The sequence below is a fragment of the Paenibacillus alkaliterrae genome, assembly GCF_021532375.1.
GTDB lineage: Bacteria > Bacillota > Bacilli > Paenibacillales > Paenibacillaceae > Pristimantibacillus > Pristimantibacillus alkaliterrae.
On the sequence record NZ_JAKGAP010000045.1, the window covers coordinates 1 to 25757 of the forward strand.

Genomic DNA, 25757 nt, shown 5'->3' on the forward strand with positions numbered 1-25757 from the left:
CGCTTCATCATACAGTGGTTTCTTCATCTGACACAGTTCCCCCAATTCATCTTCTGAATCTAGCTTAATCTGTGTCTACTATTTAGTCTAGCATCACTTTTCTCGCCCGCGCCCCTCATCTTGTGCTCGAACGCACAGTTTCGCTATGGCAGACACTGCGATCTGGATGGGAAACGTTGCGACTGCACTTGCCGGGGCTTAGCGCCTTCCGATTCCTCCATGGCCTGAATCGTCTTTGCTTCTCCTTGACGGTGACGGTACACGGATGAAAAACCACATAGCCTATCCTGTTCGATATGTTGGCGGTGCTTCACAATGGGTTTCAGGGGGAAATGGCTACCATTTTTCTGTCCGCAGTCATTCGGTAGAGAGCGCCGAAGCTAGCATGGGGTTGTGCACAAAACGAATTCTCACAGTTTTTAGGACAGGGTCGAACCACCAAAAAGAGTCACGTGTTTCTGTCCAATCGCAGTATTAATCAGTATAGCAGGGAACGATCCGCAATAAACTCCACGTTCATGTCGGGGATGCGGCGATAAAGCCATGGAAGTTTTTTAGAGAAAAAAACCAAAAAATTCTAGAATATTTCCCATAATGAAATATGGAATTAATTAAAAAATCCCCCTACCGAAGTAGGAGGAAGGCGCATTTGGTGGTACGAGGAAACCCTTGTCCCATCTGCTCGGGCGAATGCCGTGAGGCTATTTAAAGCCAAGGAGGGAGCCCCAATGGCGGCTTATGAGCAATTCGCGGAAGAGAGGAACAAGATTGACTCCTATATCAAGCAGCAATATCGCATCACGGCTGTCCGTGAGGATTTGAGCGGCACCCGGTTAACGCTCGAGCACCCGGGCGGGGATCGGACAGAACTGCTGGTGCTGACCGCGGATGCCCGCAAGCATTTGGCGAATGTATTAATCAGGCAGAGGCGCGGTTCCTAAAAGAAAGGAAAGCGTCTTATGAATAAGCAGCCGCTATCGGTTTAGAGCAAATAAAAGCGAGGACCTTAGAGTGCTGCATTTGCAACCTATAAGGTCCTGCGATGAGCCCCGCCTCCTCCAGCTTGCCGCAGGAGAACAGATGCTTCGTCCATTCCGTGGTCGCCCCTGTCGCGAGGTTGCCGATAACGATGACAATTCCCATTAAGGTTACCGTGAACGTTATGGCTGTATCCGCGCTGCCGGGGTAGGCGATATGATAGAACGAGTGTTAAAATAGATATTAGTATATTTTGATGGTAAGAAGTTTTGCTGGAGAAGGATGGGGGGAAACGAATGAAGCTGTTTCATACCGCGGACTGGCATTTAGGCAAGCTTGTTCAAGGGGTATATATGACGGAGGACCAGCGTTACGTGCTGCAGCAGCTGCTGCAGGCTATCGAAAAGGAACGGCCGGATGCAGTTATTATTGCCGGCGATCTCTACGACCGCGCGGTGCCGCCGATCGAGGCTGTGGAGCTGCTGGACGAGCTGCTGGGTCGCATAGTTATAGAATTGAATACACCGGTGCTAGCTATATCGGGCAATCATGATAGTCCGGATCGGATAAGCTTTGGTACAAAAATGATGGAAAGCCGCGGTCTTTACCTGGTTGGGCATTTGAAGGAGAAATCAGAGCCGGTAGTGCTTCGCGATGCCTGCGGGGAGGTGCATTTCCATCTGATTCCTTATGCGGATCCTGCTCAGGTCCGCCATCTGCTTGGCGACGATACGATCCGGTCGCATGACGATGCGATGCGGGCGGTCTTATCGAGGCTGGAAGCCGCTATGGATCCGGCCGCCAGACATGTATTCGTCGGACATGCCTTCGTTACGTCAACAGGAGAGCCTGAGCAAAATACGAGTGAATCCGAGCGTCCTTTGTCCGTTGGCGGAGCGGAGCATGTCCGCGCAGCGTATTTCGAACGCTTCCATTATACGGCGCTCGGTCATTTGCATCAGGCGCATTTTGTACGGAACGATTCGATCAGATATGCCGGCTCTCCGCTTAAATATTCAATATCGGAGGAGAATCATGTTAAAGGCTACTTTGTCGTTGAACTTGACGGGGCAGGCACGGTTCAGGTCGAGAAGCGGGAGCTGAAGCCGCTTCGCAATATGCGCCGGGTCACCGCCGCTATCGAAGAGCTTGAGACGCATCCGATTAACGATGATTATGTATTTGTTACTTTAGTAAGCGATAACCCGGTGTTGTTTCCGATGGAAAAGGTTCGTGCGGTTTATCCCAATGCGCTTCATGTAGAGCGCCGGACCAGCGCTGCGGCAGAAACAGCAACTGCAAGCGCCGATGAAGCCGGGGGTTCAGTTGGCAGGCGCGAAGCGAATCCGATCGAGCTGTTCGCTGCATTTTACGAGCAGGTAAAAGGGATGCCTCTTTCTGATGCGAAAAAGCAGCTCTTTGCCGGCACATACGAAGAGCTGCTCCGCGAGGAGGGAAGTGCCGTATGAGGCCGCTAACGCTAACAATGACGGCATTCGGTCCGTTCCGCGATAGGGAGACGATCGATTTCCGCATGCTGGAGGATCGACGGTTATTTGTCATTTCAGGGAATACGGGGGCGGGCAAAACCACGATCTTCGACGCGATTTGCTTTGCCTTATATGGGACGGCCAGCGGAGAGGACCGTTCTGACCCGCGTATGCTGCGCAGCCACTTTGCCGATGAGGACACGCATACGGCGGTCAAGTTCGACTTTGCGGTAGGACGCAGAAGCTATTCGGTTCTACGCCAAATGCCGCATCGCAAAGGAGGGAACAAAAGCGAGACAGGCGGCAAGGCCGAGCTCTACGAGACGACGAGCGGCGAATCCGTTCCCGCAGTGGATCGTTTCATCGTTTCGGACGTGAATGCGAAGCTTGAATCGATCATCGGACTGACGAAGGAACAGTTTAGCCAGATTGTCATGCTGCCGCAGGGAGAGTTTCGCAAGCTCTTAACCTCCGATACTGACAATAAGGAGGAAATTTTGCGGCGAATCTTCCGAACGGAACTTTATGAGCGGTTGGAAGGCCGCTTTCAGAAAAAGCACCGCGAGATGCAGGATCAGCTGAAGGACGCGAAGTCGACAGCAGCAGCCTATATGAAGCAAGCACAGGAGTCGCTGCCAGAGCGCGAGGACGGCAAGCTTGCCCGCACGTTCAAACAAGAGGTTTACAGCGCTGCACAGGTAATTGAAGCATTAGAGGATGAGCTTTTCTATTATCGCGAGTTAGCTGTCCAGGTTGGGGAGCGAAAAGATGCGCTTGCGGTTCAGATTGAAAAACAGGAATCGCAGCTGAGGGAAGCGGCGTCATTAAATGAAAAGTTTGAAGAGCATAACCGGAAGCGTACCCGGCTTGAGCTGTTATATGCCCGTAAACACGAATTCATCGAGTTAGAGCATCGTCTCATGCTTGCGGAGAAAGCAGCGCATTTGTCGCCGTACCATGAGCAGGCTGAGCGAACGAGCGAGGCTGCGGCTGTAAAGAAGAGTCAGCTGGCTGCAAGGCAAAACGAACTGGAGGCAGCTGAGCGTGAGCATGCGCAGGCAGTCGAGCGCTATCGCACCGAGGAGAATCGGGAGGATGAACGCCGAAATGCCGAGCGTGAATTGAACAGGCTGATTGAGCTGGCGCCAATCGTCAGGACGCTCGGAGCTCAGCAGCAGGTGATCGATAAGCTTCTGCAAGAAGAGAAGGGCTGCGCGGCAAAGCTTGCTGCTTCGGAAGCATCTCTGATCGAGCTTCGTGATGCGAAGCAAGCTTCCGGCGCTCTCATTAAAGAAATGGAGCTGGAGACGGCCGGCCTGGCCGAAAAGCTCGATAAGCTGCGAGATATTGAGCAGCAAGGAAAGCAGTTGAAACGATTAGCAGATGCAGAGAAGGAGCTTGCACGGATCTCTCAGCTCGAGAACGAGTTTAGGCAAGCGTATGAGAAGAAGAAGGAAGAGCATGACAAGCTGGAGGCATCCTGGATCGAGGGGCAAGCAACGCTGCTTGCCGTTCACCTGCATGACGGCAAGCCTTGTCCGGTATGCGGCAGCGAAAGTCATCCGGCAAAGGCGGATACGTCCGCGGATGTGGCTTCGCGCGAGCTCCTGCAGCAAACGAAGGAGCAGCTTAGCGCGGTGGAACGGGAATTGCTTGGAGCGAGAGCGCAAGCCGCCGCAGCGCAAGCGACGCGCGAGGATGGCTTTAGGGAGCTGGCAGAATACGGCATGCATGCGACGAAGCTGGAGGAGCAGAGAGCGCAGCTATTGCAGCAATGGAAATCGCTTAAGGAAGAAACCGACGCGCTGCAGACAAAGGCGAACAATCTTCCCGAGCTGAAGCTGAAGGCAGAACAGCAGGAGCTGCTGCTGGAGCGGCAGCTGGCATCCAAAGAGCTGCTGCAGAAGGAGCAGCAGCAGCGAATGATCGAGAGGACGGCCGGACAATCGGTTTTCCAGAAGGAGCTGGATCGTATACCGGAGCAGCTTCGTTCTAACGAGCGGTTGGCGGCTAAGCTTGCTGAGCAGAAAGCCGTTGCAGAGCGTCTTGCTTCGGCTTGGAAGCTTGCCCAAGAGCAGCTTCAACGGATGACGACGAGAATAGCGGAGCAGAAGGCTTATACGGATCAAGCTCATACACAGCTGTTGGAAGCCGAGAGCAATCGATTGCTGGCTGTGCAGCGGCAGCAGGAAGAGCTTGTGAAGGCCGGTTTCGCAGACATTCAGCAATACCGTGAAGCAGCGCTGCCGGCATCTGCGGGAGATTTGTTGAAGAAGGAGCTGGAAGCCTATCGCTCGGGAGTTGCTTTATTGGAGCAGCAGATTACGGAGCTGCAAGCCGAGCTGACAGGGAAGCAACGTATTGACTCTGCCGGGCTGAAGGATCAGCTTACACTAATGAAAAAACAGCTTGAGCAAGCGATTGCCGCTGCTCAGACGGCGCTGCGAACAGGTCAAGAAGCCGAACGGTTAGCCATGTCTATAGGTCGAGCGAATGGGCTGGTGAAGACGCTTGAAGCTGGGCTTGAGGAGTTAATGGATGTCTATCATATGCTCAAGGGCGATAATGCGCTCAAAATATCTTTTGAACGTTTTATTCTCATTGAATTTCTGGAGCATATCCTGTACGCGGCTAACGCCAGGCTTCGCAAGCTGTCAAACGGACAGTTCACGCTAGGGAGAAGCGACCGTCTCGAGATTCGCGGTAAACAAAGCGGATTAGGGCTTGATGTATACGATGCTTATACGGGTCAAAATCGCGATGTAAAGACGTTATCCGGCGGAGAGAAGTTTAATGCCTCTTTATGTCTCGCTTTAGGCATGACCGATGTCATTCAATCGCATCAGGGAGGCGTATCAATAGAGATGATGTTCATTGACGAAGGCTTCGGATCGCTGGATGAAGAGTCGCTGCAGAAAGCGATCGCAGCGCTCGTCGATTTGCAGAAGGCGGGAAGAATGATCGGCGTCATCTCTCACGTACAGGAGCTCAAGGATGCTTTCCCGGCTTGCCTTGAGGTGAATAAGACGAAGGAAGGCTTCAGCCGCACGGTCATTTCGTTAAAGTAATAGGAATCGCACCCGCCCAAATTAGTCTGCTTCCAGCGCTCGTTCGAGGCGGAAGCAGACTTCGATGGGTTGTTGTTCCGTCATAAGTTATTAGGCTGCTCCTGCTGCTCCTAAAGCAATACCTACGACAACTAGGCCCACAGCGCCTACAACTAGCAGACCGTTCAAAATAATTCCGATAACGCTGAACACCTTGCGGCGGTTTTTGGAGAAGGCGCCGATGATGCCGAGAATGAGACCGACGAACGCAACGCCAATCGCTGCGATAATAGATAATCCGGCCATCATGACGGGTACCATCGATTCTTCGCCAATCACTTCCATCATCGCATTAGGGTCGGACGAATCAAGCAGAACTTCGTTATCGATGATTTGATCAGCGAACACGGTTCCAAATACAATAGCGACAATAACGAGCACGACAGCCAGCAAAGCAAGTATAAAGGATGCAATGCCAAGCCCGGATTGTTTCAAAGGGCCTTCTTCCGCGGGAAACGGATTCGAAAAAATCGGTCTTGCTGTGGAAGGGTCATTCTCCGGATAGCCGTTATTTTCGTTATTTGGCTCAGATGACCGCTCTTTCTGTAAATCGATCGGGTTATTGCGTTCATTATCCATTATGATCGTCTCCTTTGCTAATTACGGTAAAATTATACACAAACTCGAAAGGATTGAAAACCATATGTTTCCTAAATATTTTGCGATTGGCGCCATTAATGCCGCGCTTGCGATAGCTTTTGGAGCCTTCGGTGCGCATGGATTAGAGGAAAAGATCACCGAGCATTATCTTGACGTATTCGAGACGGGCGTACGCTACCACATGTACAGCGCTTTAGGGCTTATGCTCATATCTCTATTCTCTAAGCAATTAAATGCCGGAAGGCGCGTAAAGTACGGCGCCCGGCTTATTCTGGCAGGTACCGTATTATTTAGCGGAAGCCTGTACGTCATTGCCCTGACCGGCTTCGGCAAGCTTGGGATGATTACCCCGCTTGGAGGCGTTGCAATGCTAGCGGGCTGGACTTGCGTCATTGCAGCAGCTTTCAGAGCAGGTACTAAATAGGCTCAATAAAGATGTAATACAAGTGTAGCCGACATTTTTCGTTGTTATGTAACAAAAAAACAGTTCGTTTTAGTAAATATTTCTATACCGAAACGCATACATCGTTTATAATAAAGCGAACACTCGCTTAACTCGAATAAGAGGAAGGACGTTGGTGCGTGACGAAACGGATGGATGGATTGCCTGAAAAACGGAAACGGCAGTTGTTTAAGCGTTCATTGAACGGACATTCGATCATTATTTTGCTGCTGGCAGCGCTCGCGTCGCTTTGGATCGTTATTGCCTTTTTATTTATATCCAACCCCATGTACAAATGGACCGCAGCGGCCATCGCCGCGTCGTTATTCGTTACGGCAAGCATCGTTTACATATGGCGCCACAAGGCATTAAACTTCCGTAATTACCATACAGCAATCGTTGAGACGCTGCTTCGATCCGAAGCCGTACCATTAGCCGTATTGGATCGAAGCGGAGCTGTGATGGAAATGAATGAAGCCTCAAGCCGTACGCTGGGTTATCATCGTTCCGAGCTTCTCGGAGAGTCGATCTCGCGCTTGGTCGAGCCCGGAAGCCGTCAGCTTCTACAGGAGACACTGGCGTGCGCACTGCTCGGAGAGGCTAAGCAGACGAATATTAACATCACCCATCGTTCGGGCTTTCCGCTTGAGCTTCAAGTCGTATGCGCCCCGATGATTCAGGATGATGAAGTGATCGGTACCGTTATGATCAGCCAGGATTTGAGCGACCGCAAACGAAACGTCGAGCGAATTCGTTATATGGCGTATTATGACGATATGACCGGTTTACCTAACCGGACACTGTTCCAGATGAAATTGACAGAGACATTGGCAAGAGCCAAGGAGGAAGGTCGAGTTGTCGGCGTTTGCTACTTGGATCTTGACCGGTTTAAGCTCGTTAACGCTTCCTTCGGGCGGGAATTCGGCGATATGCTCCTTATGCAGGTTGCGGAGAGGCTGAATAGAGATCTTTCGGAAGATGATTTTGCCGCTCGAATGGAGGGCGATGAATTTGCCTTGCTATTTTGCAATGTACAGTCGGAGAAGCATTTGCTTGAGCTTTCGCGCCAGCTTCTAAAATCCATTGAGGAGCCTTACGATTTAAGGGGGTTTCCGTTACATATAACAGTAAGCATCGGTTCCGTTACGAACCGTAACGAGGATGACGATAGCTATACGCTAATCAAGAAAGCGGACATGGCGCTTGTAAAGGTCAAGGAAAGCGGGAAAAACGATTGCCTTCTATACTCGGAAAGCTGGAGCAATTCCTCTCTGGAACGTCTAACCCTCCAGCATGAAATGTATCGAGCGATCCAGCGTAACGAATTTATTCTGCATTATCAGCCGCAATATGATTTGGGATCGGGCACAATGGTAGGCGTTGAGGCATTGGTCAGGTGGAATCATCCGATCAAAGGCTTGATTCCTCCAGGAAGCTTTATCCCTTTAGCGGAAGAGAGCGGAATGATCGTACAAATTGGCGATTGGGTGCTGGAAGAGGCATGCCGCCAGAACAAGGTATGGCAAGATGCGGGACTTCCGCCGATGCCGGTTTCCGTTAACTTGTCCATTAGACAATTTGTTCAAAATGATCTCGCCAGCAAGGTCTCGGCCGTGCTTGAGAAAACCGGGCTGGATGCCAAATATTTAGATTTGGAAATAACTGAATCGATGACGATGGATATAGGCCATGTATCCCGTTGTTTGTTAGCTTTAACGGAATTAGGCGTCAACATTAGCGTTGATGATTTCGGTACAGGCTATAGCTCCTTCCATTACCTGAAGAGCTTCCCGATCGACCGTCTGAAAATCGACCGTTCCTTCGTTCGCGATATTCAACAGGATCCGAGCGATGCGGAAATCGTCGCAGCGATCATTGCCATGGCGCATAATTTAAACATACAAGTTATTGCCGAGGGCGTTGAGAATGCAGAGCAAATGGAGTTTCTGCGCAAACATAATTGCGACGAAATGCAGGGATACTTTTGGAGCCCGCCTGTACCAAGCGACGATATCGAACAAATGTTGAATGCAAATCTTTTGTAAAATACCCGTTTAACTGCTGCCGCACGCAGCCAGGTAAACGGGTATTTTTGTGTGAACGGCTTAGAATGAGAAGTCCTCGATTTCATTCAGTCGAAACGTATAAACCTGCTTCTCGTCAACATGGTAAACCGTAATCAGGTTTTCAATCTCATCTATATTAATGATTCGGCAAGGAATGCTGAGCTTAATTCCCAATCCCTTATTAACGAGAAGTCGGATAAGGGTATTGTTTTTCTTAATGTCACGTATTTTATCAAGCCCGCTTAAGGTAGCGGTATGAACAGAAGAGTCTGACTGGGATACGTTAGCGGACAGTATGGATTCAATCGGGATTTCCGATATGACAGAAGCTTTTTCTTTCCGATCGTCAATCTGTTTGCCTAGCTGAATGCCTGACAGTATTCGGTAATCCAGGAGGCCGCAGCTATTGAGCGCATGCAGCAGCCGTTCCAGTGCAGCGGCGTTGTGTTTACCTTCAACGAGCACCTCGACATTAAAAAGGTAGGCGGGTTGATTTTGATTTGAGGATTGTTTAGTCATAGGACCTCCGCACGATTCGATATAGTATTAATATACCACTAAATCATTCGTTCATGTAGATCTATCAATTTTCGCCGAGAGGACTCCCACTTCTCTAAGTGGCGAGGTGAATCGGCGGCCTCCTGAATACGCCCACAAGAACTCCTTTCCTTCCTCATATTTTAGCGATATAATAAAAAAGGAAACATGTGTTCTTATTTTGTAGCTGAAAGGAGGTGAAGTCATGACAAATTCAATGCCCATATACAGGACTCATCAAGTGTGGGTCAAACCCGGCCATCGGCTGTTTGCGTACCTGGACCAAGCGTGTCAAAACGCCAAAAACCTGTATAACACGATCAACTTTTACATCCGACAGGTGTTTACCTCCTTTGGGCAGAAGGAGTCATTGCAGCCTTTGCAACAACAAGTGATGAACACACTGGAAGAGCATATCGATGCGATGAACGAACGGCGGAGCGAGAAGAATCGTTCCCATCCGTTCAAGCTGCCTTCCAAGGAGAAGCCATTTGTTTCTTACAACTTCTTGGATGCTTTGTTCAAAGTGATGGATCAAACCGACTATCGAGCCCTCCCCGCTCAGAGCAGTCAAGGCATCATGAAGATTGCATTTCAAAACTGGCTATCTTTCTTCGCCAGTATGAAGGACTACCGAAAGCATCCCGAGAAATACAGCGGAAAGCCCCATATACCGGGATATACCCGCAGTAAGGTGAAAGAAGTCGTATTCTCCAACCAGGATTACGTGATTAAAGAACAGAAGTATCTTAAACTTCCGAAGACCAAGCTGCAGCTTAATATCGGCAAGCTATGCTGTACCGACGGACAACTGGAGCAGGTGCGTGTGGTGCCGAGCCATGGCCAATTTGTCGTCGAAATGATCTTCGTTTATCCGTTAGAAAAGAAGGAAACAGCGAAAGAAAACGCGCTCGCAATTGATCTTGGCGCCTGAAAATCTTGCAACCATCGTTACGACTACCGGTTCGAAACCGATGATCGTGAAGGGCAAGATAGTCAAAGCGATTAATCAGTATTACAACAAGATGAAGGCTCATTATACCGGCATTCTTCGTCAGGTCAAGAAACCGCGCGAAGGAACACATCCGTCATATCGTCAATACGGCTGACGAGCACGAAGGGCCTGATTCATGCCGATGTGAACGGCGCAGCGAACATCTTGCGTAAAGTATTCCCAAACGTATCCGCACAAGGAACGGATGGGATAGAGGGGTTGGATGGTAACCAGCCTATCAATGTGTCAACTCCACTGGTGTTAAGCATCCTGAAGTAAGTTAGGATGATACATCAGAAACCCCCACTTCAATCGAAGCGACAGCATTGGTAAGTGGCGGGAGTATTCATAAATGAGCATTTATCCAACACTGTAAATAAACAGCTGCATATAATAATGATGCAGTGCAATACCTCTTGACTAAAAGAACGAAGGAGGTGGATCCTAAATGATGCGGATGGTGCCGTTTACACTTGAGAATGGAAAAACCGTTCTTGGCGTTGAAGCGAAGCTGCCTAAAACAACTTTACTAGCGATAATGACAGATAAAGGATATATCATGTGTGGAGCGTTAGATGTTGCGCTTCTCAACGACCGGCTTAAGGATCGGGAAATTATAGCCGGCCGTGCGGTTGGCGTTCGAACCTTGGAGGAGCTGATGGAGGCCCCTCTGGAATCGGTTACTTTTACGGCGGAGAAGCTCGGTGTCATGATAGGCATGAAGGGGGCGGAGGCTCTCCGGTTAATGCTATAATGAAACTCAAAAAAAAAAGCCCTAATCAGTTCGGCTGACATTCTCGGCCGGATCCTTCTGATTAGGGCTTCCTGTCTATTCGAACAGTTTGCGAAGATTTACATTATAAGGCGCTTCTACAATGCCCTTCTCTGTTATGATGGCTGTTACATATTCATTAGGCGTTACATCGAAGGCTGGATTGTAAACCTTAATGCCTTGCGGAGCCGTACGCTTTCCGAAGCCTTCCGTAATTTCCTCAGCGCCGCGCTCCTCAATCGGGATTTCCGCACCTGTCGGTGTGCCCAGATCGATCGTGGATAGAGGGCAGGCCACGTAGAATGGGATGCCGTGCGCTTTAGCCAGCACCGCTACGCTGTAAGTGCCGATTTTGTTAGCGACATCGCCGTTTTCAGCAACGCGGTCCGTGCCGACGATGACAGCATCTATCCAGCCTTTAGACATGACCATTCCTGCCATATTGTCGCAAATAAGCGTTACGTCGACACCGGCTTGCTGCAGTTCGAACGCGGTCAGGCGGGCACCCTGCAGAACGGGACGGGTTTCATCGGCGAACACGCGTAAAGTGATGCCGCGTTCCAAAGCCAAGTAAAACGGTGCCAGCGCAGTGCCGTACTTGGCCGTTGCAAGACCGCCGGCATTGCAATGGGTGAGAACGCCCATATCGTCCTTGAACAAGGACAGCGCATGTTCACCGATCAAGCGGTTCGTTTCCTCATCTTCGCTTTGAATCGCAATTGCTTCGGTTAAAAGCGCAGCTTTGCTCTCCTCGAGAGATAAGTCTTTATTCGCAATACGAGCGGCTGCCGATTTCATGCGGTCTAGCGCCCAAAACAAATTGACCGCTGTTGGTCTGGAGGTCGCAAGGTATTCGGCCTGCTTATTCACTTGTTCGAGCCATGCTTCAACGGAAAGCTCGTCCCGGCTGCCCAGCACGACGCCGTATGCTGCGGAAATGCCTATCGCCGGCGCTCCGCGAACTTTTAAATGCCTAATGGCTTCCCATACGTCCCCGGAAGTCGTAAGAGGCAAATACACAATTTCCTCGGGCAAGAGACGTTGGTCTAATAAATCAAGCTTGTCATCATTCCAAATAACCGATTGCAAACCAGCGTAATTGGTAGTCATTCTTTCATTTTCCTCTCTGTCTTGAATCATTTGCCTGCTTCTGATAAAGCAGCGTCGATGATTTCCTCGATAGACTGCGCGGTGCGATTATTGCGAATCAGCGATGTTCCGATCGTTAAGGCGAGACGCTGCGCCTTTTCGCGTACTGCGGCGTCAGGGATGCGGTCAATATCAATAACATGCGCTAAGCCTACGATACGGCGCACGATTTTGCAACCGGCAAAACCTATCGCATCCTGCAGTAAACGGTTCATGTAATAATCTTTGTAGCCCGGCGTTGTTGAGGCGATGCGATCCAGGCCATACTCGTCCCATAGCGCTCTAAATTTCTTATCGAACAAGTTCCATACATCGCGTACCGTATCTGTTAAATAACGGCGAAAATCATTACGCTGCCGCTGATCGGCCGACCAATGTTCTTGACCGGCAAAATTCAGGAATAGATTCGCAATAACGGCACCGATGTCAAAGCCGATTGGACCGTAATAAGCGAACTCTGGATCGATGACCTTAGTCGAAGCCGGCGTCACAAAAACGCTGCCCGTATGAAGGTCGCCGTGAAGCAGCGCCTGCGCATTCGTTAAAAATTTTTCCCGCAAAATCGCCACTTCAAGATGCAGCTCATTGTCCTGCCACAAAGCCTCCGCTGCGTCTCGGATAGCGGGATCAAAGCTGTTGTTGGGAGAGTTCGTATACGGATCGTCGAAAATAAGATCTTCCGTTATTTTGCACAATTCAGGATTAATGAAAGATTTGACACGATTTTTTTTATCTTGCTGATTCATTCCCAGATCGGAAGTAAAGAATAATGTACGGGCGATAAACGTCGAGATATCGTCGGCGAACTTCGGATAACGCGTGCCGGCGATTAATCCTTGACGCATGATGACATGGTCGCTAAGATCCTCCATGATCGTTAGCGAAAGTTCTGCATCAAATTTATATACGACAGGTACAAGACCGGGCGCAAGCTCGCCTTCCAAGATGAGCTTCTCGCTCTCGATCCGAGCTCTGTCGAGCGTAAGCGGCCAGGATTCTCCTACAACCTTCGCATAGGGAAGAGCTTGTTTCATAATAAGGCTTTTGCCGCTTGCCGGGTCCGTAATGTGGAACACCAGGTTTAAGTTGCCGTCGCCGATCTCGCGGCATTGCAGAGCAGCTCCTGCCGGGAAGAATCCTTCCAGCGATCCTGCTATTTGAACGGCTTCTTGTTCGGTTAAAGGATGATATGCAGACATGGCTGTCCACCTCCGGTTTATAGTAGTCGGGCACTAATGCCCAGTATTCACCTCAACATAGTATAAAGGATATTTTTTCGCCTTGGAATACCCTCATTTGATATAATATGATCAATTGTAGACAAGTTGGGTGGAGGATGCAAAATGAAAGATCAGAGCGAGAAACAGCCGATAGCATTAAAGGAGTGGGCCGTGAGCGTTAAAGCTCTTGCGGAGGGAAAACAAATTATCGTTATGCGTAAAGGCGGTATTATTGAAGAAACGCGTGACTTCAAGCTAATTAGCCCTTCTTTTTATTTGATGCCGGCTTATGAGCACCAGAAGAAGCATCTGCTGAAGGAAGATTATGCGGAAGAACTGGACGAAACGCTGGTACAATGGACTCCGGACATGCAAACGATCCATGTAGAGGCTTACGCGGAGGTTGTGGAGGATATCGAAATAACGAATCAGGAAACGCTAAACCGGTTACGCGATTTTCACATTTGGACGGATGCGTTTGCCGAGGAAAGATTGCGCTGGAAAAGGACGAAGCCGCTGCATTTGCTGGTGCTTCGAGTGTATCGTTTGGCGGAGCCGTTACAAATTCCGATGCGGCCGGCTTATAACGGATGCAAATCTTGGGTTATACTGGAGGATGGGATTGCTGTCCGCGATATGGCACCGGTAATGGATGAGGAAGCTTTTCAATTTGAAGTACAACAAATCAAGCGGGCTTTGGCTTAAGGATTCACGTTTTAACGGGAGAAATTCAGATGAATAGCATATCCCAGATTGATTTATAACAAAAACTATATTAAAATGATTATTGAGAATCAATGAGAATCACTCAATTGTAGACGAGCTCGTTTATTTTAGGAGTGACTGGTCGAATGAAACCAACCTTGGAGGGATCAGCAAATTATGGCAACGCATTTTGTCATCGATGGACTGAAAGCAGCTATCGACGGAAAAGAGATTTTAAAAGGAATTAACCTTGAAATCAAAGGTGGAGAAATTCACGCGATCATGGGTCCTAACGGAACCGGTAAATCTACGCTGGCATCCGCTTTGATGGGACATCCTAAATATGAGGTAACAGAAGGTACAGCCGTATTGAACGGTGATGATATTCTTGAGATGGGCGTTGACGAGCGCGCTCTGGCGGGATTGTTCCTTGCCATGCAGTATCCAAGCGAAATTCCAGGCGTAACAAATTCCGACTTCCTGCGCAGCGCACTCAATGCACGCCGCGGTGAAGGTAACGAAATTTCGCTTATTAAATTTATCCGCCAAATGGAAGGCAAAATGAAAGAACTTGAGATGAACCCGGAGTTCGCTCATCGTTACTTGAACGAAGGCTTCTCCGGTGGCGAGAAGAAGCGTAACGAAATTTTGCAGATGATGCTGCTTGATCCAAAGATCGTCGTTCTCGACGAGATCGATTCCGGTCTTGATATCGACGCGCTTCGCATCGTTTCGAACGGCGTAAATGCGATGCGGTCCGAAGACCGCGGTTTCCTCATTATTACTCACTACCAGCGTTTGCTTAATTATATAACGCCAGATTTCGTTCACGTTATGATGCAAGGACGCATTGTAAAATCCGGCGGTCCTGAGCTGGCTGAACGTCTGGAGAACGAAGGTTACGATTGGGTTAAAGAAGAACTTGGCATCGTAGATGAAACGGTCGGCCAGGCTTAAGCGGAGAAGGGGGCATAACGGATGAGTACACAACTATCGACTCCGACCGACCGTCAATCTGCAGAAGCATTGGCCCGCAGCAAGGGCGAGCCGAACTGGCTCGTTGAACTGCGCGGCGAAGCTGCTGAGCTTGCCGGAACGATTGGTTGGCCAAAGCCTGAGAAGGTGCGCATTGAGCGCTGGAATTTGACGGCAGTAGGAAATTACGAGCAGCCGACAGCGGTTCAGGCTATAAGCGAGCTTCCTGAGGCCGTTCGCGAACTGGTATCGGAGGGTACGGAAAATTTATTGGTTCAACGCAATTCGGGTTCGGTCTGGAAACAGCTCGCTGGCGAGCTTGCAGGCAAAGGCGTTATTTTCACAGATCTTGAGACGGCATGCAAAGAGCATGGAGATCTGGTTCAAAAATATATGTTCCAAGCAGTAGCGAAGGACGAGGATAAGCTAACGGCTCTGAACGCAGCTATTTGGAACGGCGGAGTTTTCGTTTACGTTCCGAAAAATGTTGAGGTTGAGCTTCCTCTGCAGGCGATTTTGTACAATGACAATGCAGAAGCTGCATTCGCTCCGCATATTCTGATCGTTGCTGACAGCCACAGTCGCGTAACTTACGTAGACTGCGTAATATCCGAGCCGGGCGCAGCGGCCGGACCTTTCGTACAGCCTTCCATTGTGGAAGTATTCGTTAAGCCGGGCGCTCACGTTCGTTTCGGTTCTATTCATGCTATGGGCGAGACTGGCGTAGATATGACGATTCGTCGTGCCATTATCGAAAATGACGGGCAAATGGAATGGATCATCGGCGATTTGAATGACGGCAATACGTTGTCCGACACGAAATCGATTCTTAAAGGTCAAGGCTCGACTTCCGATGCCAAGGTCATAAGCGTAGGCAAGAACGCACAGCAAAACAGCTTGACGACTCAGGCCGTTCACTTCGGCAAGAGCTCCGACAGCAACATGGTCACTCGCGCGGTTATGAAGGATTCCGCTTCAGCGATCATTAACGGCATTACGAAAATCGAGCACGGCGCGACGAAAGCGAACGGCGTACAAACCGAAAAGGTGCTCATGCTGAGCCCTAAAGCGCGCGGCGACGCCAATCCGATTTTGCTCATAGACGAAGATGATGTTACAGCCGGTCACGCGGCAAGCGTAGGGCAAGTGAACCCGGAACAGGTCTATTACCTCATGTCCCGCGGCATATCCAAGCAAGACGCTGAAAGATTAATTATTTACGGCTTTTTAGCTCCGGTTGTATCGGAAATTCCGGTCGAAGCGGTTCGCGGGCAGCTTCAGCGTTTGCTCGAAAGGAAGCTTGAGAGATGAACATAAATGCGATTCGGGAACAGTTCCCGATATTGCATCAAGAAATAAACGGGCATCCGCTCGTTTATCTGGATAGCGCGGCGTCTTCTCAGAAGCCGCGTTCCGTCATTGATGCGGTTAAACGATACTATGAGCTGGATAACGCGAACGTTCATCGCGGCGTGCATACGCTCGGTTCAAGAGCGACTGACGCCTATGAGGGAGCGCGCGAGAAGGTTGCCAAGCTGCTGAACGCGGGAGCGCCGGAACAAATCATTTTCACGCGGGGCACGACGACAGCTTTGAACTTGGTTGCCTCAAGCTATGCGCGTTCGGAATGCGGCGAGGGCGATGAAATCGTCATTACGCCTATGGAGCATCACAGCAATCTAATACCTTGGCAGCAAGCGGCAAAGGCAACGGGGGCAACGCTCAAATACATTCCGCTGCAGCCGGATGGTTCGATATCGATTGAAGACGTGGAGAAAACGGTCACGCCTAACACGAAGGTCGTTTCTGTTACTTACGTATCCAACGTGCTCGGCGTTATTAATCCGATCAAGGAAATTACCCAAATCGCACATCGCAACGGCGCGGTAATGGTCGTGGACGGCGCACAAAGCACGCCGCATATGAAAATCGATTTGAAGGATCTCGATGTTGATTTTTATGCTCTATCCGGACATAAAATGTGCGGCCCTACCGGAATTGGCGCTTTGTACGGCAAGAAGTCATTGCTTAACAAGATGGAGCCGATCGAATTCGGCGGCGAAATGATTGATTTCGTCGATTTATATGAGTCAACCTGGAAAGAGATCCCTTATCGCTTCGAAGGCGGCACGCCGATTATTGCAGGTGCGGTCGGTTTAGGAGCGGCAATCGATTTCTTGAATGAAATCGGATTGGATGAAATCGACCGGCACGAGCGCCGCTTAGCGACATATGCATATGAGAAGCTGTCATCGTTGGAAGGCATTACCCTGTATGGACCGAAGGAGAATCGCGTCGGGCTCGTTACGTTCAATCTCGACGATGTCCATCCGCATGACGTAGCCACCGTGCTGGATTCCAAAGGCGTAGCCATTCGGGCGGGGCATCATTGCTGTCAGCCTCTCATGAGATGGTTGAATGTATCGGCTACGGCACGGGCAAGCTTTTATCTATATAATACGGAAGATGACATTGACCGCTTAGCCGCTGCGTTATTACAAACAAAGGAGTTCTTCGGTCATGAACTTGGATGATTTATATCGCAGAGTCATTATGGATCATTATAAAAACCCTCGAAACCGTGGAACGATGAATGAAGAATCGGTTACGATCAACCTCAACAATCCGACATGCGGAGACCGCATTTCGCTGCAGCTGCAGGTCGTGGACGGCAAGGTGACGGATGCGAAGTTCAGCGGTGAAGGCTGTTCGATCAGCATGAGCTCAGCATCGATGATGACGGAGGCCGTTAAAGGGAAATCATTCGACGAGGCGCTTTCGATGGCAGACAGATTCTCCGCTCTGATGAAAGGCGAGCCGGTCGAGTTCGAGGAGCTTGAGGATATCGAAGCATTGTCTGGCGTCAACAAGTTTCCAGCGAGAATCAAATGCGCGACGCTGGCATGGAACGCATTGCGCAAAGGGATTGAGCATCAGCACGAATAGCATAAATTCGCATAGAGGAGCGTGACAATAATGGCAAAATCAATGCCGGAAATGGAAGAGTATAAATACGGTTTCCGTGACGAGCATAAGTCGATTTTTCAATCGGGCAAAGGTTTAACAGCAGAAATCGTTCGTACCATCTCGGGAATGAAAAACGAACCGGAATGGATGCTTGAATTCCGTCTGAAGTCGCTTGAGCAATTTAAAAAAATGCCTATGCCTAGTTGGGGCGGCAATATGGATGATCTGGATTTCGAGGATATTCAATATTATGTTAAGCCTTCCGAGAAGCAAGGTAAAACGTGGGAAGAGGTTCCTTCCGAAATTAAAGAAACGTTCGATAAACTCGGCATTCCCGAGGCTGAGCAAAAGTTTCTTGCCGGCGTATCGGCTCAATACGAGTCCGAGGTCGTTTATCACAGCATGCAAGAGGATCTGGAGAAGCAAGGCGTTATATTTACCGATACGGATACGGCGCTGCGCGAGCACCCGGAGCTTCTGAAGGAGTACTTCGGAACGATCATCCCTCCGAACGACAATAAATTCGCCGCTTTGAACAGCGCGGTTTGGTCGGGAGGAAGCTTCATCTACGTACCGAAGGGCGTGAAGTGCGAAATTCCGCTTCAAGCTTACTTCCGGATTAACTCCGAGAACATGGGCCAATTCGAGCGTACGCTTATCATTGCTGACGAAGACAGCTCCGTTCACTATGTCGAAGGCTGCACGGCTCCGGTATACAGCACGAACTCGCTTCACAGCGCGGTTGTTGAAATTCTTTGCAAGAAAAATGCACGCGTACGTTATACGACGATTCAAAATTGGGCGCCTAACATTTATAACCTTGTTACGAAACGTGCTGTTGCTGACGAGAATGCTACGATGGAATGGGTTGACGGCAACATCGGCTCCAAGCTGACGATGAAGTACCCGGCTGTCGTATTGCGCGGACGCGGCGCGAAAGGCATGGTATTGTCAATCGCAGTTGCCGGCAAAGGCCAGCATCAGGATGCAGGCGCGAAGATGACCCACCTTGCTCCTGATACAAGCTCGACGATTATTTCGAAATCGATCAGTAAGCACGGCGGTAAAGTAACGTACCGCGGTCTTGCATCATTCGGCCGCAACTCCGACGGTGCAAAAGCGAACATCAAATGCGATACGCTCATCCTTGATAATGAGTCGACGTCGGATACCATTCCTTACAACGAGATTTTGAACGATAACATTACGCTTGAGCATGAAGCTACCGTATCCAAGGTTTCCGAGGATCAACTGTTCTACCTGATGAGCCGCGGCCTTAGCGAAGCGGAAGCTACGCAAATGATCGTAATGGGCTTCATCGAGCCATTCACGAAAGAGCTGCCGATGGAATACGCGGTAGAGATGAACCGTTTGATCAAGTTCGAGATGGAAGGCAGTATCGGTTAATAAATGAATAGTAAAAGCCCCGCTAGCAGCGAGATTCCTCGACTGCCGGCGGGGCTTTTTATTGAATATGGCTATATGCAAGTTTTTGGTATGACGACTAAATGCCTAATATTTCGGCATATATCGATCTTGCTTTTGTTAATTGATCAGTCCCTTGAATGATGGCGCGGCCATCGCCGAATAGGATAAAGGTCAAGTTGTCATGAAGCTCGATCTTCAGCAAGTAACGATTTAAGGTTATAGTTCCGACCTTCCTTAATCTCGCACCCATCTCCTCCAAATGAAGGGACGCAGGCTGGCTTGGCGTAATTTGCACGGAGTTCCGGCCGCACAAGGAGGCCGCGGCCGGTTCGGAAAGCAGCCGGTCCAAATAATCGAAGTGCTGACGGCCGCAGCACGGGCAATCGGTGCGCTTTGCGCTTGCAATCGATACCGGCAGCCAGGCGTGGTTCCAGAGGTCAACCTGAAACAGCGTTCGATGAAGCGCCTGAATATTGCCGGACAACAGCTTAATCGCCTCTGCGGCTTGAATGGAGGCAATGATGTCTACGATGGGCGATATGACGCCCGCCGTCTCGCAAGTATCGGTTGTGCCGGGAGCGGGCGGCTCGTTATATACGCATCTATAGCAGGGCGTTTGATGAGGAAGGATGGTCATCGTCATACCAGATGCGCCCACCGCTCCGCCGTAAATCCAAGGGATATTATGCTTCACGCTATAATCATTTATAAGATATCTGACGGAGAAATTATCGCTACCGTCGATAATAAGCTGCACGTCCGCAAGCAGCTCGCTTGCATTCGCAGCGGTTAGGTCGGCCACGATGGGATCGACCGTTACCGAACTGTTCATGGCACGCAAATGACCGGCTGCCGCTTGCGTCTTCGGGAGCAGCGATAAAACATCCTGCTCGTTATAAAGCATTTGTCTCTGCAAATTGCTCCATTCAATAATATCGCGATCAATGACGCGCACATAGCCTACGCCGGAGCGGACGAGATGCTGGGCAATGACGCAGCCAAGCGCACCCATGCCAACGACGGCCGCGCGGCTTCTTCCCAGCGCTTCCTGTCCGCTCTCGCCGACTGGAGCGAAGCGCTTCTGTCTCGCGTAACGGTCGACTGGCGGCGTCATTGCTGTTGTGAAAGCAGCGCTATCGTTTAGTTGTGTATTCATTTATTGAGCCTCCGTAGGGTTCCATGGCCCGAGCTGATGTCCCTTCCACTCGGAGCCGTCCTCCCAAATCTCTTTCTTCCAGATGGGGACAATCTGCTTTAATCTTTCGATGGCATAGCGGCTTGCCTCGTAGCAGCTGTCCCGATGGGGCGATGAAACCGCGATAACTACGCTTGTTTCTGCAAGACCGACAACGCCGATTCGATGGCTGATGGCGCATAAGGCTCCATCCCAGCGCTCGGCGATTTCCTCTCCGATTTGCCGCATCGTCGCTAAAGCCATGGGAGCGTAGGCCTCATATTCCAATCTTACCGTACGCTGCCCTTGTGTCCATTCGCGGGTGGTTCCCACAAATGCAAGAGCGGCGCCATGCTCAGGTACGATAACCTTCGCAAGCACGTCGTCCGAGCTGATCGTATCGGAGGTTATAACATAGCGTTCAATTATTTCCTCGTTACGGAACGTCCCCTGCGGCTCCTCGCCGCCGGATACGGGCGGCAGCAAAGCAAGCTCATCCGATACGCGCAAACATGTTTCATCCGAAGCATAGGCATGATTTCGGGCGATGAACGAAATTTGGATTAATGCGGCATGCTCCGGGTATTGAGCGGATATTGCCGCCTTTAGCTCCGCGGCATTCATTTCCTCCGAATCAGCTTGCAGCTGCAGCTCGGGCATCCCCAATCGCTCGGGAAGTCCGGCAAATAGTTTGACAGTCCAAATATATGTCATGTTAGATAACCTCTCATCTTTTTAAGCTTAAGCTGTTTATAGAATATCATAATTCATAAAAAAATGTTATGCTGATAAGTAGACAGAAAGGAAGTGGAGCTCATGCCGATCTTGACGGATCGTTTTGGACGGGTGCACGATTATTTGCGCATTTCAGTAACGGATCGATGTAATTTGCGATGCTTATATTGCATGCCTGAAGAAGGCATGGCGTTTACGGAATCCGAGAATTTGCTATCATACGATCAAATAGCAGAGGTGGTCGAAGCGGGTGCGGCGCTTGGCATTTCGAAGCTTCGCATTACGGGCGGCGAGCCTTTGATTCGTCCGGACTTGGACGTTTTAGTAAGCAGATTGTCGGCTATACCGGGCATTCGGGATATCGCTTTAACGACGAATGGCATTTTTCTGGCGAAGCAAGCGGAGGCGCTCCGCGCAGCAGGTTTGAACCGCGTCAATATTAGCTTGGATACGCTGGATCCCGCCCGTTTTCGCTTTATTGCGAGAAGAGGGGATTTGAAAAGGGTAATGGAAGGAATCGAAGCGGCGGCTGCCGTAGGATTCGATCCGATCAAGCTTAACTGCGTGCTGCTGAAGGAAGTCAACGAAGACGAAATCGCTGCTTTCCTAAAGCTGGCCTACGAGCACCCCATGCATGTTCGGTTTATTGAATATATGCCGATCGGCCACGCCGATGAAAACTGGAAGAAGCATTATTTGCCGCTTTCACGCGTAATCGAGGTGGCTGAGCAGGAAGGCTATTCAATTAACCGCGGCCCTAATGTGCATGGCAACGGCCCTTCCGATGATTGGCAAATGGCCGGCGCGCGCGGTTCGTTCGGTCTCATCCATCCGATCAGCGATCATTTTTGCAGCAGCTGCAACCGGCTGCGCTTAACGGCTGACGGCTCGATTAAGCCTTGCCTCTATTGGGTCGACGAATTGAATGTGAAGGATGCATTCGGGAATTCCGAGGCCATGCAGCAATTGCTGCTGCGGGCGATGGATATTAAACCTGAAAATCACGAAATGGCAGCGAAGCTGGCTGACGGCGTGTTATCTCACGTACCTACGGACCGGCGGATGTCCCAAATTGGAGGTTAAAGTAAACGTATGCGAGAAATAATAATCGAACATTTTGAACGAGGCATATCAGCAACGAGCGCTGCCGAGATGGCTAAGCTGGCTGAAGACAGCTTCCCCATCGCGGATAGAGTGCCTGAGACGGCCGGAGAGGCCTTCGATTGGCATAGCTGGTATTCCGCATGGTCCGGAATCGCCGGAGCAGATAAGGCTGTCCTTGCGCCTACTCATCTCATGGTGGAGGCTGCGGATACATTCGAAGCGACGATTCCGTGGGAGCAGCTGGGGCAGGCCGCTGTGCTGTACGCGCTCGAAGGAGAGCCTTTAGCTAAGGCCGGCCCTATTCGTCTATATGTGCCTAACGGGAGCAGCAAGTGCCTGAATGTGAAGAGCATCGTTAAAATAAAGCTCGTGCGGCGGGCAGCAGCGGGCGAGCAGGAAGAAGCAAGCTATGGCTTTAAAAATACATTTTCCGCCGAAGAGTTGCGTATGAACAAATAAAGTGCTTTGCAGCTCTGATACGGAGCGATGAGGAGGCGTCCATTAATTTGTCAGAACGTATTCGTGCTCAAGTAATTATCCTTCACAGTAACGATATACACAGCCGTCTCGAGAATGCTGCCAGGATTGCGTCCTTCATCGCCGAGGAGCGAAAGACCTATGGCAGCGATATCGTTCTGGCGTTGGATTGCGGCGACCATATGGACCGGATGCGCGTGGAAACTGAAGGAAGCGACGGAGAGGTAAACGTGGAGCTGCTTAACGATGCCGGATATGAAGCGGTCACGCTCGGCAATAATGAAGGACTTACGTTCTCGTTTCAGAAATTAGCGGAGGCGTATGCCCATCGGGCAAAGTTCGCGGTCGTGTGCGCGAATATGAAGGATTCCGCAACCGGCGAGCTTCCGGATTGGCTGCAGCCCAGCACCATTATTTATAAAAATGGGGTTCGTATAGGCATTATCGGCGCGACGGCGCCATTTTCTGCTTTCTATTCCCTGCTCGGCTGGAACGTAACCGATCCGTTTGAAGCGATTGCAGAGCAGGTAGAGCTGCTTCGGGAGCGCGTCGACGTGGTGCTTGTTATGTCTCACCTGGGCATCGCGTCGGATCGCCTGATGGCAGAGAAGCTGAAGGGCATCGACCTCATATTAGGGGCGCACACGCATCATTTGCTGGAGGAGCCGATCGTCATCGGCGATACAACGATTTGCGCAGCCGGGAAATTCGGCGAGTACATTGGGCGGGTAGAAATCGGGATCGATCCGATTTCTGCCCGCCCTGTGTTCAGCGCAGCCTGCGTGCCGACGGCCGCCTGGGCGGAGCAGCCCGAAGCCGCCGCGATCATCGGCGGCTTTCGCGAGGCGGGCCAGCTGCGCCTTGGCCGGGTCATCGCCCGGCTGGATGCGCCGCTGCCCGCCAGAGCCGAGCGGGAATCGCCGCTCGGCAACCTGCTGGCCGCCGGCCTGCGCCGCTGGACCGATGCCGAGCTCGGCATCGTGAACGCGGGGCAGCTGCTTGGCGGCCTGGCGCAAGGGGACGTGACAGCGGGCGAATTGCATGCCCTCTGTCCGTCGCCGATCAATCCGTGCCGGATGACGATTGCCGGCACGCATTTACGGGCGGCGCTCGAGCAGTCGCTGCTGCCGGAGTTTATCCACAAGCCCATTAAAGGCTACGGCTTCCGTGGCGAAGTGCTCGGAACGCTCGCGGTAGACGGCTTGTCGATCAGGTTCGATTCCTCTAGGCCGGAGATGAACAGGCTCGTTTCGGTTAACGTGAATGGAGAGCCGCTTGACGTCGACCGGTTGTATACGGTCGGTACCATTGATATGTTCAGCTTTAAAGCCGGCTATGAGTCGCTGGCGAATGCGGAATCCTTGCACTATTATTTACCCGAATTTATTCGAGACGTTATCGCTGAACAACTGCAAAATGTGGAGGCTCTTGACGATTGCCGCAGAACTCGTTGGAAGACTTTGTCGAAATTATGAAGAATAAAGTTGGCAATCGACGATTTTTGTCGAATACTAGAACATAAAATGGTTGCGATTTTGTCGATTTTCCCTTACATTAACATTACGAACGGTTTTTTCCGATGTAATAGTTAATAGAACATTTAGTGGAAGGATCGAGAAGATGCGATTGTTGCCAATTGCGGCTTGCAGGCCGGGCATGAAGCTGGCGAAAAAAATTTTTTCACAGGAAGGGCTTGTCCTCCTCGGAGAAAACATAGAATTGACAGAACGTCTGATTAGTCGTCTGGAGCAGTGCGGGATTCAATATGTGTATGTTGCCGATCTAAGAACGGTTGATATCGTGCTGCCGAGCTTAATTAGCGAGGATACGATGCGGCACGCGCTCAAGGACATTCGAACAAATTTCCGCGAGATGATGGATCGCCCTAAGCGCAAGAAGGGTGTGACGTACCCTTATATCGCTCAGCCGTTCAAGCAAATGATGAACTCGATCATCGACGATTTAACCGCGCATAAGGATGCGATGATCATGCTGATGAATATGAACTCAGTCGATCATTACTTGTACCAGCATTCCATGAATGTTTGCGTCTATACTACGCTGCTCGGCATGTCTCACGGCTATAATCGAGACGAGCTTACCACGCTCGGCATGGGGGCTCTGCTGCATGATATCGGGAAGACACGAATCGCGGCTGACGTGCTCAAGAAGCCAGGCTCCCTCTCGAGAGAGGAGTTTGAAGAGATGAAGCAGCATACCAGAATCGGGTATGAGCTCCTTAAGGACGAACCGAATCTGCCGCTGTTAGTCGCGCACTGCGCGTTCCAGCATCACGAGCGAATCGACGGAAGCGGATACCCGCGCGGAATTAAGGGGAATGAGATCCATGATTATGCGAAGTGGATCGGGCTTGTGGATTCCTACGACGCGATGACGACGAATCGGGTTTACAGCGCCCCCATCCTTCCGCATGATGCGCTTGAACGATTATATGCAGGTACGGGCACGTTATACGAGCAGCGGATGCTTCAGCTATTCCGCGATAAGGTCGCGATTTATCCGATAGGCATTTCCGTTAGGCTGCAGAGCGGAGAACAAGGTATAGTAGCGGATATCAATTACTCGTATCCTCACAGGCCTATTATTCGGATTTTGTATAATGAAGCGGGGGAAGAGCTTAAATCGCCATATGAAATAGATCTATCTCAGCATCTTACCCAAATGATCATTAGCGTCAATGGCGATTCTCACGAGATCCAGCATGCTGCGGGTATTTAGAGATGAACACTCCCGCCACTTACCTACACTGACGTTTCGGATGAAGTGGGGGTTTCTGGTGTATCAACCTGACTTATTTCAGGATGCTTAACACCAGT

At 50.5% G+C, this 25757-nt stretch carries 22 protein-coding genes and 1 pseudogene; 17 read left to right on the plus strand and 6 right to left on the minus strand.

The window, feature by feature from the left end; all coding sequences use genetic code 11:
* Positions 1-728: 728 nt before the first annotated feature.
* From L1N85_RS18230 to L1N85_RS18240, 3 genes are all read left to right on the plus strand, one after another.
* Complete coding sequence (locus tag L1N85_RS18230; RefSeq protein WP_235240485.1) at positions 729-941, plus strand: hypothetical protein; 213 nt, start codon at positions 729-731, stop codon at positions 939-941.
* Between the two features lie 333 nt (positions 942-1274).
* Positions 1275-2447, plus strand: a complete 1173-nt coding sequence (locus tag L1N85_RS18235; protein ID WP_235240486.1) for an exonuclease SbcCD subunit D — start codon at positions 1275-1277, stop codon at positions 2445-2447.
* Entirely contained in the window at positions 2444-5536 is a 3093-nt protein-coding gene (locus L1N85_RS18240; protein ID WP_235240487.1) for an AAA family ATPase, read from the plus strand. Before L1N85_RS18235 ends, L1N85_RS18240 begins: the two co-directional genes overlap by 4 nt.
* Before the next feature lie 90 nt (positions 5537-5626).
* Here the strand turns inward: L1N85_RS18240 and L1N85_RS18245 are convergent, their stop codons facing one another.
* Positions 5627-6154, minus strand: coding sequence for a hypothetical protein (locus L1N85_RS18245; RefSeq protein WP_235240488.1), 528 nt, complete (start codon positions 6152-6154; stop codon positions 5627-5629).
* A gap of 64 nt (positions 6155-6218) precedes the next feature.
* Between L1N85_RS18245 and L1N85_RS18250 the strand changes: the two genes are divergently transcribed.
* Both L1N85_RS18250 and L1N85_RS18255 read left to right on the plus strand, forming a co-directional pair.
* On the plus strand, positions 6219-6599 hold the full coding sequence (locus L1N85_RS18250) for a DUF423 domain-containing protein (RefSeq protein WP_235240489.1): 381 nt from the start codon (positions 6219-6221) through the stop codon (positions 6597-6599).
* Between the two features lie 158 nt (positions 6600-6757).
* Positions 6758-8662, plus strand: coding sequence for a putative bifunctional diguanylate cyclase/phosphodiesterase (locus tag L1N85_RS18255; protein WP_235240490.1), 1905 nt, complete (start codon positions 6758-6760; stop codon positions 8660-8662).
* Between the two features lie 60 nt (positions 8663-8722).
* Here L1N85_RS18255 and L1N85_RS18260 read toward each other — a convergent pair whose 3' ends face one another.
* On the minus strand, positions 8723-9202 hold the full coding sequence (locus L1N85_RS18260; protein WP_235240491.1) for a hypothetical protein: 480 nt from the start codon (positions 9200-9202) through the stop codon (positions 8723-8725).
* Positions 9203-9425: 223 nt separating this feature from the next.
* On the opposite strand from L1N85_RS18260, the pseudogene L1N85_RS18265 reads away from it, so the two are divergent.
* Both L1N85_RS18265 and L1N85_RS18270 read left to right on the plus strand, forming a co-directional pair.
* Positions 9426-10317, plus strand: a pseudogene (locus tag L1N85_RS18265) (transposase); the annotation flags it as partial.
* A 345-nt stretch (positions 10318-10662) separates the two neighbouring features.
* Complete coding sequence (locus tag L1N85_RS18270; RefSeq protein WP_235240492.1) at positions 10663-10968, plus strand: YunC family protein; 306 nt, start codon at positions 10663-10665, stop codon at positions 10966-10968.
* Positions 10969-11043: 75 nt separating this feature from the next.
* On the opposite strand, the gene mtnA is transcribed toward L1N85_RS18270, so the two are convergent.
* Together mtnA and mtnK are read right to left on the minus strand one after the other, a co-directional pair.
* Positions 11044-12096, minus strand: a complete 1053-nt coding sequence (gene mtnA / locus L1N85_RS18275) for an S-methyl-5-thioribose-1-phosphate isomerase (RefSeq protein WP_235240493.1) — start codon at positions 12094-12096, stop codon at positions 11044-11046.
* 26 nt (positions 12097-12122) lie between these two features.
* The gene (mtnK, locus tag L1N85_RS18280) at positions 12123-13334 is read right to left on the minus strand and encodes an S-methyl-5-thioribose kinase (RefSeq protein ID WP_235240494.1); all 1212 of its coding nucleotides are present in this window, start codon (positions 13332-13334) and stop codon (positions 12123-12125) included.
* 144 nt (positions 13335-13478) lie between these two features.
* On the opposite strand from mtnK, the gene L1N85_RS18285 reads away from it, so the two are divergent.
* From L1N85_RS18285 to sufB, 6 genes are all read left to right on the plus strand, one after another.
* On the plus strand, positions 13479-14060 hold the full coding sequence (locus L1N85_RS18285) for a DUF1802 family protein (RefSeq protein WP_235240495.1): 582 nt from the start codon (positions 13479-13481) through the stop codon (positions 14058-14060).
* Positions 14061-14237: 177 nt separating this feature from the next.
* Positions 14238-15017, plus strand: coding sequence for a Fe-S cluster assembly ATPase SufC (gene sufC, locus L1N85_RS18290; RefSeq protein WP_235240496.1), 780 nt, complete (start codon positions 14238-14240; stop codon positions 15015-15017).
* A 21-nt stretch (positions 15018-15038) separates the two neighbouring features.
* Positions 15039-16346 carry a Fe-S cluster assembly protein SufD gene (gene sufD / locus L1N85_RS18295; protein ID WP_235240497.1) on the plus strand — a complete coding sequence of 436 codons (1308 nt, stop codon included), beginning with the start codon at positions 15039-15041 and terminating at the stop codon, positions 16344-16346.
* Positions 16343-17569, plus strand: coding sequence for a cysteine desulfurase (locus tag L1N85_RS18300; RefSeq protein WP_235240498.1), 1227 nt, complete (start codon positions 16343-16345; stop codon positions 17567-17569). The genes sufD and L1N85_RS18300 overlap by 4 nt, the downstream gene beginning before the upstream one ends.
* Entirely contained in the window at positions 17556-17981 is a 426-nt protein-coding gene (gene sufU / locus L1N85_RS18305) for a Fe-S cluster assembly sulfur transfer protein SufU (protein ID WP_235240499.1), read from the plus strand. Before L1N85_RS18300 ends, sufU begins: the two co-directional genes overlap by 14 nt.
* A gap of 30 nt (positions 17982-18011) precedes the next feature.
* Entirely contained in the window at positions 18012-19409 is a 1398-nt protein-coding gene (sufB, locus tag L1N85_RS18310) for a Fe-S cluster assembly protein SufB (protein WP_235240500.1), read from the plus strand.
* A 97-nt stretch (positions 19410-19506) separates the two neighbouring features.
* Here the strand turns inward: sufB and L1N85_RS18315 are convergent, their stop codons facing one another.
* Both L1N85_RS18315 and L1N85_RS27265 read right to left on the minus strand, forming a co-directional pair.
* Positions 19507-20586 (minus strand): ThiF family adenylyltransferase, encoded by a 1080-nt coding sequence (locus tag L1N85_RS18315; RefSeq protein WP_235240501.1) that lies wholly within the window; start codon positions 20584-20586, stop codon positions 19507-19509.
* The gene (locus L1N85_RS27265) at positions 20587-21318 is read right to left on the minus strand and encodes a molybdenum cofactor biosynthesis protein (protein WP_268818351.1); all 732 of its coding nucleotides are present in this window, start codon (positions 21316-21318) and stop codon (positions 20587-20589) included.
* Between the two features lie 102 nt (positions 21319-21420).
* Between L1N85_RS27265 and moaA the strand changes: the two genes are divergently transcribed.
* The 4 genes from moaA (at position 21421) to L1N85_RS18345 (ending at position 25659) form a co-directional block, all read left to right on the plus strand.
* Entirely contained in the window at positions 21421-22422 is a 1002-nt protein-coding gene (gene moaA / locus L1N85_RS18330) for a GTP 3',8-cyclase MoaA (RefSeq protein ID WP_235240502.1), read from the plus strand.
* A 9-nt stretch (positions 22423-22431) separates the two neighbouring features.
* Complete coding sequence (locus L1N85_RS18335; RefSeq protein ID WP_235240503.1) at positions 22432-22902, plus strand: molybdopterin-binding protein; 471 nt, start codon at positions 22432-22434, stop codon at positions 22900-22902.
* A 47-nt stretch (positions 22903-22949) separates the two neighbouring features.
* Complete coding sequence (locus L1N85_RS18340) at positions 22950-24395, plus strand: bifunctional metallophosphatase/5'-nucleotidase (protein WP_235240504.1); 1446 nt, start codon at positions 22950-22952, stop codon at positions 24393-24395.
* A 145-nt stretch (positions 24396-24540) separates the two neighbouring features.
* Positions 24541-25659 (plus strand): HD-GYP domain-containing protein, encoded by a 1119-nt coding sequence (locus L1N85_RS18345; RefSeq protein ID WP_235240505.1) that lies wholly within the window; start codon positions 24541-24543, stop codon positions 25657-25659.
* Positions 25660-25757: the final 98 nt, after the last annotated feature.